This is a genomic window from Bovifimicola ammoniilytica (assembly GCF_025567085.1).
Taxonomy (GTDB): domain Bacteria; phylum Bacillota; class Clostridia; order Lachnospirales; family Lachnospiraceae; genus Bovifimicola; species Bovifimicola ammoniilytica.
In genome coordinates this window covers 125,116-141,192 of the sequence record NZ_JAOQJN010000008.1, presented here as the reverse complement: position 1 = coordinate 141,192, position 16,077 = coordinate 125,116, and the positions used below count along the sequence as shown (strand labels likewise).

General features: G+C 32.3%; 16 protein-coding genes, 1 tRNA gene and 1 pseudogene. 13 read left to right on the top strand and 5 right to left on the bottom strand.

Translation table 11 applies throughout. The features are described 5' to 3' along the window. The first annotated feature begins 69 nt into the window (after nucleotides 1-69). Nucleotides 70-486 (top strand): HIT family protein, encoded by a 417-nt coding sequence (locus tag OCV48_RS11300; RefSeq protein WP_021981905.1) that lies wholly within the window; start codon nucleotides 70-72, stop codon nucleotides 484-486. 250 nt (nucleotides 487-736) lie between these two features. Here the strand turns inward: OCV48_RS11300 and OCV48_RS11295 are convergent, their stop codons facing one another. Continuing rightward, nucleotides 737-1,804: an undecaprenyldiphospho-muramoylpentapeptide beta-N-acetylglucosaminyltransferase gene (locus tag OCV48_RS11295; protein ID WP_021981906.1), complete on the bottom strand. Its 1,068-nt coding sequence runs from the start codon at nucleotides 1,802-1,804 to the stop codon at nucleotides 737-739. Continuing rightward, complete coding sequence (locus OCV48_RS11290) at nucleotides 1,804-2,061, bottom strand: TIGR03905 family TSCPD domain-containing protein (RefSeq protein ID WP_021981907.1); 258 nt, start codon at nucleotides 2,059-2,061, stop codon at nucleotides 1,804-1,806. Before OCV48_RS11290 ends, OCV48_RS11295 begins: the two co-directional genes overlap by 1 nt. Nucleotides 2,062-2,355: 294 nt before the next feature. Here OCV48_RS11290 and OCV48_RS11285 point away from each other — a divergent pair, with 294 nt between their 5' ends. From OCV48_RS11285 to OCV48_RS11245, 9 genes are all read left to right on the top strand, one after another. Further along, nucleotides 2,356-3,207, top strand: coding sequence for a hypothetical protein (locus OCV48_RS11285; protein ID WP_147591965.1), 852 nt, complete (start codon nucleotides 2,356-2,358; stop codon nucleotides 3,205-3,207). 93 nt (nucleotides 3,208-3,300) lie between these two features. After that, complete coding sequence (locus OCV48_RS11280) at nucleotides 3,301-4,647, top strand: glucose-6-phosphate isomerase (RefSeq protein WP_021981909.1); 1,347 nt, start codon at nucleotides 3,301-3,303, stop codon at nucleotides 4,645-4,647. A gap of 132 nt (nucleotides 4,648-4,779) precedes the next feature. After that, nucleotides 4,780-5,496 carry an NAD-dependent protein deacylase gene (locus tag OCV48_RS11275; RefSeq protein WP_021981910.1) on the top strand — a complete coding sequence of 239 codons (717 nt, stop codon included), beginning with the start codon at nucleotides 4,780-4,782 and terminating at the stop codon, nucleotides 5,494-5,496. 5 nt (nucleotides 5,497-5,501) lie between these two features. After that, nucleotides 5,502-6,563 (top strand): PTS transporter subunit IIC, encoded by a 1,062-nt coding sequence (locus OCV48_RS11270; protein WP_021981911.1) that lies wholly within the window; start codon nucleotides 5,502-5,504, stop codon nucleotides 6,561-6,563. A 138-nt stretch (nucleotides 6,564-6,701) separates the two neighbouring features. Continuing rightward, on the top strand, nucleotides 6,702-7,787 hold the full coding sequence (locus tag OCV48_RS11265) for a hypothetical protein (protein WP_147591964.1): 1,086 nt from the start codon (nucleotides 6,702-6,704) through the stop codon (nucleotides 7,785-7,787). 224 nt (nucleotides 7,788-8,011) lie between these two features. Beyond that, a complete protein-coding gene (locus OCV48_RS11260; RefSeq protein ID WP_147591963.1) occupies nucleotides 8,012-9,352 on the top strand; it encodes a LysM peptidoglycan-binding domain-containing protein in 1,341 nt (446 codons plus the stop codon). A gap of 51 nt (nucleotides 9,353-9,403) precedes the next feature. Continuing rightward, on the top strand, nucleotides 9,404-10,555 hold the full coding sequence (locus tag OCV48_RS11255) for a DUF5711 family protein (protein ID WP_147591962.1): 1,152 nt from the start codon (nucleotides 9,404-9,406) through the stop codon (nucleotides 10,553-10,555). Nucleotides 10,556-10,651: 96 nt separating this feature from the next. Then, nucleotides 10,652-11,338, top strand: a complete 687-nt coding sequence (locus OCV48_RS11250; RefSeq protein ID WP_147591961.1) for a CvpA family protein — start codon at nucleotides 10,652-10,654, stop codon at nucleotides 11,336-11,338. 108 nt (nucleotides 11,339-11,446) lie between these two features. Further along, nucleotides 11,447-11,517 (top strand) — tRNA-Cys (locus tag OCV48_RS11245). Between the two features lie 78 nt (nucleotides 11,518-11,595). On the opposite strand, the gene OCV48_RS11240 is transcribed toward OCV48_RS11245, so the two are convergent. Next, on the bottom strand, nucleotides 11,596-11,943 hold the full coding sequence (locus OCV48_RS11240) for a helix-turn-helix domain-containing protein (protein WP_147591960.1): 348 nt from the start codon (nucleotides 11,941-11,943) through the stop codon (nucleotides 11,596-11,598). A 223-nt stretch (nucleotides 11,944-12,166) separates the two neighbouring features. After that, nucleotides 12,167-12,499 carry a helix-turn-helix domain-containing protein gene (locus OCV48_RS11235; protein WP_021981917.1) on the bottom strand — a complete coding sequence of 111 codons (333 nt, stop codon included), beginning with the start codon at nucleotides 12,497-12,499 and terminating at the stop codon, nucleotides 12,167-12,169. A 261-nt stretch (nucleotides 12,500-12,760) separates the two neighbouring features. Here OCV48_RS11235 and OCV48_RS11230 point away from each other — a divergent pair, with 261 nt between their 5' ends. Further along, nucleotides 12,761-13,561, top strand: a complete 801-nt coding sequence (locus tag OCV48_RS11230) for an Ig-like domain-containing protein (RefSeq protein WP_021981918.1) — start codon at nucleotides 12,761-12,763, stop codon at nucleotides 13,559-13,561. Nucleotides 13,562-13,965: 404 nt separating this feature from the next. Here the strand turns inward: OCV48_RS11230 and OCV48_RS11225 are convergent, their stop codons facing one another. Next, on the bottom strand, nucleotides 13,966-14,679 hold the full coding sequence (locus OCV48_RS11225; protein WP_021981919.1) for a TraX family protein: 714 nt from the start codon (nucleotides 14,677-14,679) through the stop codon (nucleotides 13,966-13,968). 302 nt (nucleotides 14,680-14,981) lie between these two features. Between OCV48_RS11225 and OCV48_RS11220 the strand changes: the two are divergent. Both OCV48_RS11220 and OCV48_RS11215 read left to right on the top strand, forming a co-directional pair. Beyond that, nucleotides 14,982-15,269 (top strand): annotated as a pseudogene (locus tag OCV48_RS11220) (transposase); the annotation flags it as partial. Nucleotides 15,270-15,483: 214 nt separating this feature from the next. Further along, entirely contained in the window at nucleotides 15,484-16,059 is a 576-nt protein-coding gene (locus OCV48_RS11215) for a hypothetical protein (RefSeq protein ID WP_147591959.1), read from the top strand. The last annotated feature ends 18 nt before the right edge of the window (nucleotides 16,060-16,077 follow it).

Here is a 16,077-nt window from a genome sequence, read left to right as displayed (position 1 = left end):
ATGTCAAATGTTTTTACTAAACATATTTCGACATATTATAAATTATAACATGAAAGGCAGGATTTAAAAATGAAGGATGATTGTATTTTTTGTAAAATTGCAAATGGAATAATTCCATCACATACATTGTATGAAGATGAGAATTTTAAGGTTATTTTTGACTTAGGTCCGGCAACAAAGGGCCATGCACTTATATTACCAAAGAAACATTTTGATAATATTTATGAAATGGATGATGAAACAGCGTCAAAAGTGTTTGTATTAGCAAAGAAAATGGCTACTGCCATGACTAAGGCATTTGACTGTGATGGATTCAATGTAATACAGAATAATGGTGAATGTGCAGGTCAGTCAGTATTTCATTTTCATATGCATCTTATTCCAAGATATGAAGGTGATAATGCAATAAAGATGTGGAAGGCTTCTGAAACTACAGATGAGAAACTTGCACAGTTAGAAGAAAAGGTAAAAGAGGTATTAAAGTAACAAAACGTATGAATATTTTAACAGCATAATCAGAAATAAGTAAATAATTGCATAATCAGGGATAAATAAACAAAGGTTCATATAAATGTACATTAAGTGTCTCAATAAGTTAAGCGTTATAGAACAAAGTTAAAACTTTCGAGAGACTACAGTACAAAATATATGAGCCTGTTTTTAATATATTATTTATTTTAATGTATTTTTTATCCTAATATGTTGCTTATTCTAATGTATTATTTATTTTAATAAGTTACTTAACTGTCTTATCTATAAGGTCAAGAATTGTTTGTACAGCATCTGTTGTACCAGCATTATCAATGGCATTGATATATTTATCCCTATTTTCGTATACGGAATTAATTGTATCAACAAGAAGTTCGTTTGTGAGTTCCTCTTCTTCTATAACTTCACTAAAGCCCTGCTTTTTGAAAGAAGCAGCATTTAATAACTGGTCTCCACGACTTGCTCTTGCAGAAAGTGGAATAAGAATACTAGGTTTTCTAAGGGCTACAATTTCGCAGATTGCATTTGCACCGGCTCTGGAAACTATGACATCTGCCATAGCGAACAAATCTTTAAGTTCAGCTTTAATATATTCATATTGTTTGTAGCCTGGACGATTATTTAATGACTCGTCAGTTTTTCCTTTTCCACATAAATGAACAATCTGGTATTTTTTTAACAATGTATCTAATGAAGATCGTATTGCTTCATTAACTGCAACGGCACCAAGGCTACCACCGATAACCATAATGATTGGCTTATTAGCAGTGAAGCCGCACATATTTAAACCTGCCAATTTATCACCTTCACGAAGTTCTTTACGTATTGGGGAGCCTGTAAGTAATGCCTTACCCTTTGGGAGATAATTGGCAGTTTCGGGAAAGCTATGACATATTGTAGTTGCTGCAGACATTGCTATTTTATTTGCAAGTCCGGGTGTCATATCTGATTCGTGAATTATTACAGGTACTTTATATTTCTTGGCAGCAAGTACAACAGGAACTGATACAAAGCCACCTTTTGAAAATACAATATCAGGTGAAAAATTTTTAATAATTTTTTTGGCTTCTTTATATCCTTTAATAACTCTGAATGGATCAGAAAAATTCTTGGCGGAAAGATATCTTCTTAATTTACCGGAAGAAATCCCCTGATAATCAATACCTATTTCTTCAATAAGTTTCTTTTCAATTCCGTCATAAGAACCTATGTATTTAATTTCATAGCCTTTTTCTTTTAAACCAGGTATAAGTGCAATATTAGGTGTAACATGACCGGCTGTTCCACCACCGGTTAAAATGATTTTTTTAGACATTATTTGCCTCCATTCTGATCTGCAAGAATTTGTTTTAGTGCTTTAGAAAGCTGGTCCGGACAGGAAGTTCCTCTGCCACCGCAGTCAATTCCCTCAGTTCTGTCGATAACTTCCTGAATCTTCATACCTTTAACAAGGCTTGAAATACCCTGGGTATTACCACTACAACCACCTATGAATTGTACACTTTTTATTATATCTCCATCGGTTTCTATTTGAATTTCTCTTGAACAAGTTCCTTTAGTTCTATATACCATATAATGAACCTCCTCTTATAATTTTATATGAATTTTAAAGATATTATACTATAAAAACAATATAAGTCAAAAATAAATGTCGAAATAAGATGAACGATTTTTATCTCTAACCTATTTAATTTGATAAAGATATGTGGTAAATTATATGATAATAAAAATCTGGATGGCAAAACATATAGTTTAAGGTAGATAATTATAAATGTATTGAAATGCTAACAGGTGAAATGTCAACATATAAATGTAGTTTTATAAATATCTATGAGTATAATTATTTGAAAGCGAGGAGTTATAGAAGTGATGTATTTAGAAAATATGGTTGATAATGGTGGGATAGTAATTGTAATGACTATTGGATTGATAATTGCATTCGTATTCAAAACAATATGTAGTCTTTGCTATGATGAGGTTATTGAAAAAATTAAAAGTCAGAATTTCATTGGTTGTAAGAAAATAAAACCGATAATTGAAGAATTTAATAATGAAATTAAAAATAACAGACAGATTAATATACCTGAATATTATTTAAAGAATGAACTACATAAGTGGAAATGTTTTGGAATGAATCTTGACAGAATTAATAATTATGGAAATATTGCGATTACGATATGTATGATTATTGGTGCGACTATGGATTTGATTATTTTATCAGATATTGGTAACAGTAAAATTATAATAATTGAAAATATTAATAAGGTGAGTGTATATACTTTTGTATCATTGATATTTTTAGGTGCATTTAAGCTGTTTGATGAAATAATTGCATTGGATTATAAAAAGAATATTATATTTAATGAAATTCTTAATTATATATGTAATCCAAGGGAATATGTCAAATTTGCAGAGAAAATTAATGTTGAAGAATTTATGGATGACACAGGCAAATCTAAATCATCTGTTGATAATAAAAATACAGTTACATGTATAACAGATTCAGATAATAAAATAACTACAGATGATGCAGAGCTAGATAATAAAGCAATTACAGGTGCAAAAAAATCAAATAATAAAACAATTACAGATGTTACAAATATGGATAATAATAAAATTTTAATTAATACAGTCGATGTATCAAAAAAGAGTGATGAAGAATATGCAAAGGATAAAGAGTTAGTCATTAATGAAGTTTTAGATGAATTTCTTGCGTAATTGCTTGCCAAAATTTCTCGTTGGTACTATAATATAGAACGAATATTTTTAAAAAGTAAAAGTTAAATAGAAGAGACAAAGGAGTGTGTAGAAATGGCAAAAGTTACATTTGATTACTCAAAAGCAGCCAAATTTATTTCTGAAAATGAAGTGGCCAATATGGAAAGTATCGTTGCGAATGCAAAAGATACATTAGTTACAAAAAAAGGAGCAGGAAATGATTTCTTAGGCTGGATTGATTTGCCTGTTGATTATGATAAAGAAGAGTTTGTAAGAATTAAGGAAGCAGCTAAGAAGATACAGAACGATTCGGATGTGTTATTAGTTATCGGTATCGGTGGTTCTTATCTTGGAGCGAGAGCTGCAATAGAATTCCTTGGACATAGTTTTTACAATAATTTAAGCAAAGAACAGAGAAAAACACCAGAGATTTACTATGTTGGTAATAGCATCAGCAGCACATATATTAAACATTTAATGGATATCGTAGAGGGAAAAGATTTCTCTATTAATATGATTTCTAAATCAGGTACAACAACTGAGCCAGCAATTGCATTCAGAGTATTCAAGGAAATTCTTGAAGATAAATATGGTAAAGAGGGTGCAGCTAAGAGAATATATGCAACAACAGATAAAGCTAAGGGATCATTAAAGAATCTTGCTAATGAAGAGGGATACGAAACATTCGTTGTTCCTGATGATGTAGGAGGACGTTTCTCAGTTTTAACAGCAGTAGGTCTTCTTCCAATCGCAGTAAGTGGTGCAGATATCGATAAACTTATGGAAGGTGCAGCATCAGGAAGAGAGCTTGCATTAAATACTCCATTTGCAGAAAATGATTCACTTAAATATGCAGCAATCAGAAATATTCTTCATAGAAAAGGCAAAGCAGTTGAAATTCTTGCTAACTATGAGCCAAGTGTTCACTATGTATCAGAATGGTGGAAACAGTTATTTGGCGAGAGCGAAGGAAAAGATCAGAAAGGTATCTTCCCAGCATCAGTTGATTTAACAACAGATTTACATTCAATGGGACAGTTCATTCAGGATGGTTCAAGAATAATGTTTGAAACAGTTATTAATGTTGAAACTCCTAAATGTTCATTTGAAATAGAAGAAGAACCAGTTGACTTAGATGGTTTAAATTACCTTGCAGGTAAGACAGTGGATTTCATTAACAAGAGTGCAATGAATGGAACAATTCTTGCACATACAGATGGTAATGTTCCAAACCTTATGGTAACAGTTCCAGAGCAGAATGAATTTTATTTAGGACAGTTATTCTACTTCTTTGAATTTGCTTGTGGTGTCAGCGGATATATTTCAGGAGTTAATCCATTCGACCAGCCAGGTGTTGAAAGCTACAAGAGAAATATGTTTGCATTACTTGGTAAACCAGGTTATGAGAAAGAAAGAGAAGAATTACTTAAGAGATTATAATTTGAATTAAAAAAAGCATATAGGATTCCACGAAATGTCGATTTAGGTATTTCGTGGGATTTTTTTATTGGTTTATTCAGTTATTTGATATATAATGATGTTGGAATAAAAGATAAACGAGGAGATGACTATATGGACAGTAAAATCGCTGAATTAAAAAATATAGTTGCAGAAAGTAATTATATAGTATTTTTTGGTGGTGCAGGAGTGTCAACTGAAAGCGGAGTTCCTGACTTTCGAAGTGTAGATGGGCTATATAATCAGAGTTATAAATACCCACCGGAGACAATCCTGAGCCATACATTTTTTATGAGAAATACGGAAGAATTCTATAAGTTTTATAAAGATAAAATGCTTTTTAAAGATGTGGAGCCTAACAATGCTCATAAGGCACTTGCAAGATTAGAAGAGTCGGGTAAATTAAAGGCTGTAATAACACAGAATATTGATGGTCTGCATCAGGCAGCAGGAAGTAAAAATGTATATGAATTACATGGCAGTGTACATAGAAATTATTGTATGAAATGTCATAAATTTTACGATTTTGATTATATGTATAACAGTAAAGGTGTTCCAAAATGCGAATGTGGAGGAATTATCAAACCCGATGTTGTATTGTATGAAGAGGGTTTGGATGAAAATATACTTAGTGAATCGATAATGCATATTGCTAATGCTGATACACTCATTATAGGCGGAACTTCACTTGCTGTTTATCCGGCAGCAGGACTTATACAATACTTCAGAGGCAAAAATTTGATTTTAATTAATAAATCTACAACACCGATGGATAGCAAAGCAACATTAGTGATAAATGACAGTATTGGAAAGGTATTATCAGAGGTATAGAACACATGGTAAAAAAATATTTAAACAGACTTTTTATAGACGGACTAGGAGGTATGGCATTAGGCTTGTTCTCAACATTGATTTTTGGAACAATTCTATCGCAGATTGCAAAATTTATGAGTGGAACACCTGCGGTGTATCTGAATTTCATTGCAAATGTAGCAAAGTCAATTACTGGCGCAGGAATTGGCGTCGGAGTCGCAGCGAAATTTAAGGAATCACCGTTAGTTACAGTGTCGGCAGCAGTTGCTGGTATGATAGGAGCATTTCCGGCATTGTATCAGAGCCTTGGAACTTCAGAATTTGTGATTACACTTGGAAGACCGGGAGAACCATTAGGCGCATTTGTTGCGGCATATATTGCTATTGAAATAGGACATTTAGTATCAGGAAAAACTAAGATAGATATTCTTTTGACACCATTTGCTTCGATTCTGTCAGGCTCATTCGCGGGAATATTATTAGGACCATATATTACATCATTTATCAAATGGCTTGGTAAACTAGTTAATGTAAATGTAGACAGACATCCTATTGTGGGTGGAATAATTGTAGCGGTTGCAATGGGAATGATTCTTACACTTCCTATAAGTTCAGCAGCAATTGGAATCTCAATGGGGATAACCGGACTTGCAGCAGGGGCAGCGACTATAGGCTGTTGTTGTCAGATGGTAGGTTTCGCAGTAGCAAGCTTCAAAGAGAACAAAACAGGTGGACTTATCGCACAGGGAATTGGTACAAGTATGCTGCAGATACCAAATATTGTGAGGAGACCGGTTATATGGATTCCGGCAATATTATCAAGTGCCATATTAGGACCGGTATCTTCAGCGATATTGAAAATGGTGAGTACACCGGAAGGTTCAGGAATGGGAAGCTCAGGCCTGGTAGGACAGTTTGCTGCATATGATGCAATGGTTGCAGCAGGCACATCGGTTCCAGTTACAATGATAGAGATTTTAGTAATGCATTTTCTGTTACCGGGAGTTATAACACTTATGATAGCACAGGGCTTTAGAAAAGCGGGCTGGATTAAGGATGGAGATATGGCACTTAAGGTAGATTAAATAATAAAATGATAGTAGAGTCAAAAGGTAATTTACCAGCAGCTTGATGTCAACGAATTGCCAATAGCAAGTTGTGATGGCAATTATAAATAACACATATATAAATATAGTTTATAAATTCAGAAAGAAGGAGAATATATGGAAGAAACAGATTTCTTAAAAGGTGGAATAGAAGAACTTCAGAATATGATTAGTGATTTAGAGAACAGAGATGTATGCTCAAATCAGGTAAATGTATGTGCAAATGAGGGAAAGAAGCTTGAAAAAGAATTAAAACAGGAAATGGAAGCATTAAATAAAGATGTTGAAAAAACTGTTAATGAAGAGCGGCAGAAAGCCATAAGTGATGAGGAAAAGATAATTAATGCAGGAAATAAGCGTCTTAAAGAAGTGCGAAGTGAAAGAGAAAAGGCTAAAGACAAGGGAATGAAAGATAGAATAGAAAGTGAAACTCAGGAACTTGTAGAGGAAAACAGGGATTTACATCGTACAGCGAGAAAGAAGTTAAAAGAAAATGGACTGCCTGCATATTGTGACACGAAATGGTTCTATACTCTTTATTGCACACAGGGTGGAATAGAATGGCTGGTAAAATTATTGGTGTTTGTAGCAGGTCTTATTCTGATTCCGGGAATTGTGGTAGCTATAGTTAAACCATGGTGGTTCTTAAAGATTTTATTATGGGTTGTTGTTATGGTGGTATTCATAGGCATTTATATGACAATTTATCTTCTGACTAAAGATAAAGATAATGGTACATTAGAAGATATCCGTACTGAGAGATATAAAATCAGCGATAATGAGAAACAGATAAGGAAGATTAAAAAAGGCATAAAAACAGACAAAGATGAAAGTTATTATAACCTTGGTGAATTCGATAAGGAAGCCACAGGACTTCAGGAGCAAATTACTGAAGCAACAAATATTAAGAATGAAAAGTTGAAGGATTTTGAGGAAAATAAAAAAACAGAGATAATTGACAAGGTAAATATTAATCATGCATTAGCTATTCAGTCAAAGAAAGATGAGATAAGTAAGAAAGTTGAAGAATATCAGAATGCAGTAAATATCTATAATGAAAGTTCAGCATTAATTACAGATAAATATGAGAAATATTTTACAAAACAGTATACAAATAAATTGTCTGCACAGAAAATGATAGAACTAATACAAAACGGCCAGGCACAGAATATTGAAGAGGCATTTAATTTGATAAGCAAGTAGATTTAATAGACAGATATATTTATCAGGTTATAAAAATTAAGGTGGCAAAAGGCGAAAATTATTAGAAATCATAGAAGAAAGTTATAATAGATAGAAATGTGTTGAAATATACGGGAAATTATAGAAAACTGTAGAAAAGTTTTTGGAATAATTAATAGAAATCGACATTTTTTACAGGATTACTGTGATACAATCTATTATATTTATGAAAGGGGAACATCACTATGATTGAAATAATTTATAAGGGTGAAGATGAAGAAAATAAGAATGATGCCAATATTAAATTACCTAAAAATGTAAGGCAGATTGGTAATTGTGAATATGATAATAAAAAAATCTATGTAGAAGATTTTGTTATGACATATGTAAAGCATTTCAGCAGTAAGGATTTAAAATATGGAATTCTGTTAGGAAATATAAAGCGAAACAATGGGAATGCATATGTGTTTATTACAGGAGCTGTATGTGCAAGGCCACTTTTAGATAATGAAATTGTCTATGACGAAGACGTGTGGACAGGCTTATACGAGGACATTAAGACTTATTTTGATGATGTGGATATCGTTGGCTGGTTCGCATCAATGCCCGGTATGCTTGAAAATGATATGCCTAATATACAAAAAATTCATTTGGATAATTTCGCTGGAAATGATAAAGTGTGTTTTCTGATAGATAGAGTTGAATGTGAAGAGTCGTTCTATCTATATGATGATGGTGGAATGAAGTCTGTTCCGGGATATTATATATATTATGAGAAAAATGCAGATATGCAGTCATATATGGCTCTCCATATAGAAGAAAATGAGGTTCCTGAGGATTATGAACAGAGTAGAAAGAGAAGTATTAATGCTACAGTTCATAAAATATTTTTCAATCAGGGAGAGAAGAGAGAAAAATCAGTTTCAGGGAATTATGGGCTTGCAGAATATATCGGACTTAAGAATGACACAATTAAACCAGAGGATATTTCTGAAAGAAAACGTAGATTACCTGCTTTTGCATATTCGGCATCTTCATTTATGTTAGTGGCAGTTCTGCTTGGAACAATTGCGGTTATGAATGCATCAGGTCAGCTAAAAGACCTAAAAAGTATGATAGTAGGTATGAATTCCTCAAAGGAGATTCAGACAGATGGTGATGATACAGTGAAGATAATTGATGTGGCAGGTAATGTTGAAACTACGGCAAATTCAGATATAAATAATTCGTCAGAGATGCAGACGCAGGACAGAGATTCACAAAGTGTACAGGAACAGACAAGTGATATTAACAGTACGGAAAATCAATCGGATGAAAAAAATACTGGAAATCCTTCGGATATCGCTGACAATTCTAATCAGCCTGGCGAAACTGCGCAGGTAACAACGACACAACCTGAACCGGAACCTACAGTTGCACCGGTTGTACAAGAGCCACAATATTATATAGTAAAGCCTGGAGATTCATTATATTCAATTAGTTTAAAAATATATGGGAATATTGATATGATAAACAGTATTAAACAGGCAAACAGTATTACAAATGAAAATTATATTAAGGAGGGAGACACAATTTTACTTCCATAATGACACACACAATGGTATACTGTTGTTATGAGCTAAAGAATGGAGATAACAATGAATGATAAAATCAATATAGACGGAAAGAAAAAAAGAATATTTATTTTGGTATCAGTATTAGTTGTATTGATATTTGTAGCAATATTTGTATATGCGAAAAGATTAAATAATAAGGTATATAGTTCATATAAGACTCTTAATAAAGTCAGTCTTTCACATTTAGATGTGGCGGTTGTATCGGAGAATTGCAAGGCATTTTCAGACGGAATAATAAGATATAATTCTTATGGAATGTCATATTATAGTGGTGGTAAAGAGGTTTGGAATAGCTCTTTTAATATTGAAAATCCTGTAATGGATATGTGTAGTGGTTATATAGCGATTGCACAGAAAGATTCATGTGAAGTTACACTTATTGACAAATCAGGCAACCAGAGGAAGATACAGACTTCATATCCGATAAAGAGTGTGGAAGTGTCTAAGCAGGGGGTTGTTGCTGCGACTTTAGATGATGGTGACGCCTGCTATATAGAGATTTATGATAAAGATGGTACAAGCATTGCAAGTGGACGTACAGTTCTTGCAGGAGACGGATATCCGATAGATATTTCAATTTCAAATGATGGTACAAGACTTGTGGCATCATATTTATCAGTATCAAATGGTTCAACACAATCGAAGGTTGTGTTCTATAACTATTCATCGGTCGGACAGAATGAGGTGGACAGAATTGTAGGTGGTTTTAACCAATATAAATCAACGCTTGTGCCGGATGTGGAATTTATAAATAATACAACGGCAGTAGCATTTGGCGATAATATGTTTACTATTTATTCTATTGAACAAAAACCTAAGATTGCATATGAAGAAAAATTTGAGGATAAAATTGATATGGTATTCCATAGCAGCAAATATATAGGAATTGTATTTAAGAGTAATTCGGCAGATTATTCAGAAGTATTAAAAGTATATGATACTTCAGGTAAAAAAGTGTTTACAAAATCACTTGATTTTAAATTCAGTGACATATGTTTTGTTGGTAAGAATGTTGTAATGAATGATAGTTCAAATTGTAGAATGTATTCATTCTCAGGTGTTGAAAGATTCAATTATACATTTGATAAAAATATTATAAAACTTGTTCCTTTAAAAGATGATAAATATTCATTAATTACAGGAACAGATGTTGAAGAAATAGAATTAAAATAATGATAAAAGATAATTAAATGTATTGTCAGGCATATCAGACTTTTACAGCCTGTAAATTTAATCATAATATTTAAAGTACAGAAATGAGGTAGACCTATGGAAACTTTATTATTAATAGGCGTGTTGGCTTTTCTTGCGGGAATGGTTTTATATGGATATAAAAGAGGAATGATAAGACTTTTAATTTCCCTGGTAGCAACTGTTGTAGCATTTTTAATATCAATAATATTATTAGAACCATGTGAGATGTTTATTAAAAATAATACTCCTGTATATGATAAGATAAAGGAACAGATGACTGAATATACAGATAAATATGTAACATCTGAGCTGGATTTCTCTACCAGGGAAAAACAAAAGGAGACAATCGAGCAGTTAAACCTTCCTAAAGCAATACAAGATAAATTGTTAGAGGATAATATGACAGATGAAAAATTAACAATGAATGTGGACACAATTAATGATTATATAGCGACTTCGCTTACAGATATTACTGTAAGTGCATTGGCGATGTTTGTTCTGTTCATGATAACGAAAATGATTTTAAGGATTATAATTTCACTCTTAAATGTAATAAGCAGATTGCCGATAATTCACGAAATGAATAATTTACTAGGAAGTGCAGTTGGGCTTGTAGAGGGAATATTTGTAATATGGGTTCTATGCCTGTTTGTAACATTTATGAGCGGAACACATACAGGTGAAATGATAATGAATGCAATAAGTTCTAACAGTATTTTGAGTTTTATCTATAATAGTAATATTATAATGAAGTTTTTGTAAGATATCTAAAAATACAAAAAAATTTTAGGAAGAATAAAAAAATCCTTGACGAATATAATATATATTGATATAATATATGCGTTGCTGTTGAATATGGCAACGTAATATGGCGACATAGCCAAGTGGTAAGGCTCCGGTCTGCAACACCGTCATCACCAGTTCGAATCTGGTTGTCGCCTCTATTAATTATAAGGACTGTCGATTTAAGAAATCTTCCATTCTTAGATTGACAGTCCTTTATTGTATTAGAAAATTGATTATCTCGAGCGTTCATCATCAACAAGCCCGTCTAAGTAAGCGCGTAGACGTTGCTTTTTGGTTTTGGGTAAAAGATTATATAATTGCATAAATTCTCTGTCTTCATCGTTAAGGAGTAATACATTAGAAGGAGCGGATGAAAAGAAGTCAGATAGAGATATGTTTAATCCGTAGCATATTTTGGTTAGAGTAGATAATGATGGATCGGTATTTCTGTTAAACATATTATTAAGACTTGAATATGGAATACCACTTTCCTTTGATAATTTGTATACTGATATACCCTGTTCTTTACAAATTTTCTTAATCTGTTCAAGTGAATTAAATGTTTCTGGTTCTTTGTTCATAAATAATACCTTCCATCATATTAATACCAAAATGTAATATATATAATGTACCCATTTTAACAGTAATCTAACAGATGAAAATATGGACTGTAATAACTATAACCCTTATGGGTTACAAGATGATTATTTTTAATAAATACAATAAACATCAAGTATTGAATTAGCAGGTTGTTAGCAGGTTAATTTTAAAGAATATTTGTTTTAAATCTAAGTAAGATAGTATTTATGATAAATCGGTGTCAGAAATAAGCCCGGATATATATGTGAAAAGATATTTCTTCTGAGCAGGAGTAAGTGAATGGTAATAATTAAGAAGAATTAAATCATCTTCAGTTATCTGTTCCGGAGATTTAGCAGAAGTAAAAAAGTCGCTAAGTGTTATATTGAATGCGGAACATAGTTTGACTAATGTAGGAATTGATGGATAGGAGTCGTTTTTATACAAACTTGAAATTGTTGTAAGGGGAACGCCTGATTCCTGGGATAATCTGTATGTCGAAAAATTATTAATATTACATAAATCATACAATTTCTTTAGTACAAAGTTATTATTCATTACATCCTCCGTAAATGGAATTAAATGGAAAATTTAAAGCTCTTTTTGTTAAAATACATTAAAAGGTATAGCATTTATAGATGAAAAAATGTGTTGTAAAATTAAAACGTAAACACGTACTATAAGTTTACCTAAAACATATTTACAACAAATTAAAAAAATGATATTATCTAATCCCAGGGAAAACAGATTAATGTAATAATCTAAGATACGATCGTAGATATTAGATGAAAGTGTAATGATGAACAGGAGGATACATATATGAAGACAAGGGTTAAAAAATTAATTGTATTGACAGTAGTAAGTTGTGTCTTAATTATGGCATCTGCATATACGGATATATGTACACAGAATGTATATGCCAGGGACAAACAGTTAAATCAGTTTATAATTTTATCTAAATATTATAATGTGATGGATATTGGAGATGAATTTCAGTTAGCAGCTATAACATCAAGTGGGAAGAAACCAACATTTTCAAGTAATAAGTCTAATATTGCATCAGTAAATAAATATGGTCTGATAAGGGCGAAGAAAAGTGGAAAAGCAACAATAACAGTTAAGAGTGGCAAAGCTGTAGCGTATTGTCTAATAACAGTTAACAGAACAGAGATAAAATTGTCAAATATAAGTATAAATATGGAAAAAGGAAGTGTAAGAAAACTGACGGCAACCATATCATCAGGAAATAAACCGAAATTCAGTAGTAGCAAGTCAAGTGTTGCGAAAGTAGATTCAAGTGGAAATATTCAGGCAGTAAATAGTGGGGTTGCCATAATTAGTGTAAAAGTAGACGGAGAGATAGAAAAGTGTACTGTAAATGTAAAGAAACCTGTGATAACTTTAGAAAGTTATAAGTTTACTATGAAAGTTGGTGAAAGTAAGAATCTGTATGCAAAAGTTTCTAATGGATATAGACCAAAATATTCTTCAAGTAACTCAAAGGTTATAGCTGTCACAAAATCAGGGCAGGTTGCAGCAATTAAAAAGGGTAAAGCCACCATTACTGTGTCAGAGGGAGGAACTAAGGTGAAGTGCCAGATTAGTGTAGAAGACAGGTGATAGAAGAAATATTATACCAGCCAATTGTTAGTCCTAATTAAATATATTAAATTTTACTGATAAAGAACAACAAGAAATAGTTAATAATGCTATTATATTGTTAAAAGTTAATAATAATATAAAAATTATTGGATTTTGAGAATTTAGTTTTTGAGAATTCTCATTGAAGGAGTACATCAAACCATTTACGGGTGAGCCGGTAAAGAAGGCATAAGAAAAGCTCCTTTAAGAGGCAAGCCTTTGATAGTGGTGCTGCTGGCGAACTCTTCAAAGCTCTTTAGAGCCGGCAGGTATCACAGGCTTATAGCCGCAGAGCAAGGGGCTGTGAAATAACAGTCATCTACGTAAAAAGAGGACTTTTCGTTCATTTTAAAAGAAAAGTCCTTATTTTTAAAATTTCATATTCAAATCTTAAGACACATTCTTATAATTCCTAAAATCAGCAAATGTACTGGATAAAAAAGATAATTAAACCACTTATTCTGTTTTCCACGTTCTCCATTATAAGTAAGTGTCAGGCCAAATCCAAGCAAAGCCCATGGTTCTTTGAACATGGAAAGATAGGAAAATGGAATCGCAAGTGCCTGTCGGTCATGAAAAATATAATAGAAATATCCAATCAGCACCGCATGGTGTTCATAATCTAATCCCAGATTCATTGCAGCAAAGCACAATACTGCCACAATGAGAAATGATACGAAATACCATAAAGCTTTCGGCAATGCTGCCATCTTTTCCTTGAGTACATCAATCAGCCAGATCATGGCAAGCACCAAGGCTAACGTAAACATAATATTGTTCCAGTTGGCTTCAAAAAATGTAGCTGTTGTACACATATCAAAAGGAATTTCTGATATTACTCCAAATACAAGAAGTGTAATTAAATACTTCCATTTATTTTTTGTGTGGAAATAGCCTTCCACGAGAAGGAAGATGAATATTGGAAATGCGATTCTTCCTAAAATATCAAAAAAGTCACTCAACCGATTCAATGCTCCTCCATCCAAATTCGGATAGATTAACGTTTTGTTTGTGTGATCGATAAGCATAGATAGAAAAGCAATGTATTTAAGCTGCGCCCCTGAAAATATTTTTATTCTTTCTTTTATATTGTTCATAAAAAATAGTCCTTTTTTTAATTTCTTCAATTACATTCACTTATTGGGTCATCTTTACCCACCCCACTGGATATGGCGAAAAGGAACCGTTGAATAGTAGGAAGCTAAGATTGTGATAACTCTATATTACCATAGTTGTTTTGAAAAAACTATATAAAAGAAGAGTTTATGAAGCATAAAGCTTTAAAGAAAATCAAAGGAGGAAAGTCCACTCAAAAAGTGAATATACAAAAACAAAAGATTAAGGTGCAGAACGCAATTTCGGCAAGCTTTTCAGGGAAGAACTTCATCCATACGCAGAACAATGTAAAAAGACAGATAAAAACCGTACTGTTCGGATCAACCGCGAACTTACAGCGATGCATCAGGAAGTGATAGAAAATCTCGAAAGTATCCAGGGAGCACTTCTGAGGATGAACAGATACATCCAGTCAGAAGGTACTTTTGGTATCATGAAAAACAATCGGTGGTACAAAAGAATTGTCCGAAGAGGAATAAAATCTTTACTGCTCGAAGTATTTCTTGCTTCTATCGGACACAATCTTTATAAATATCACAACAAACAGAAAAAAGGTGCAACTGCCGCATAGGATTTCATAATAGCATTCTTATGGGGTAAGGGGAACTATACCCTTTTTTATGTAATATAACTACTATTACATCCATAAGCAAAAGGACGCATGAAAAAACTCTCGTTTTTTCACACGCCCTTTTCAAATGGTTAAATTTTTGAAATTCTAATAATTTTTTCTTGTAACTTCGAAAATAATAGGATATGATTTAAGAGTTAGGAAGGAGAATGAAATGAAAAAACAAAATATTTTTATAATAGGTTTGATATTATTAGCAGTTATCTCATTTATAATATTCATACTAGTAGCAGGTAATGGTAACAAGGGAAGTGCTGAGACACCAAAAGACATTAATGACATTATTAATACTATAAATAAAAATAACAAAAATGTTTTACCAGAACTTGAAACTATGAAAGTAGATATAAATAATATTGATGAAGTTACTAGTTATACTGGTTTAAAAACAAATGAGGGTATTGAATCAATTGTTGTGTCAGTACCATTGATAACAGCACAAGCTTATTCAGTAGCTATTGTTAAGGTTAAAGACAACGCAGATGTAGAAAAAATCAAACAAGAGATGCTGGATAATATTGATATGAGACGTTGGATTTGTGTTTCTGCAGAACAATTATATATCACTAATAGTGGTAATGTAATATTCTCTGTAATGGCTGAGAAAGATATTGCTAAAGCAGTATATAATGATTTTAAGAAATATGTAAATAATAATATTGGAAAAGAATTAGAAAAATCAGATAACGAGGAAAATATAGAACTTCCATCAGAAATGCCGGCAGAATAATAATCACCTTTTAAGGGA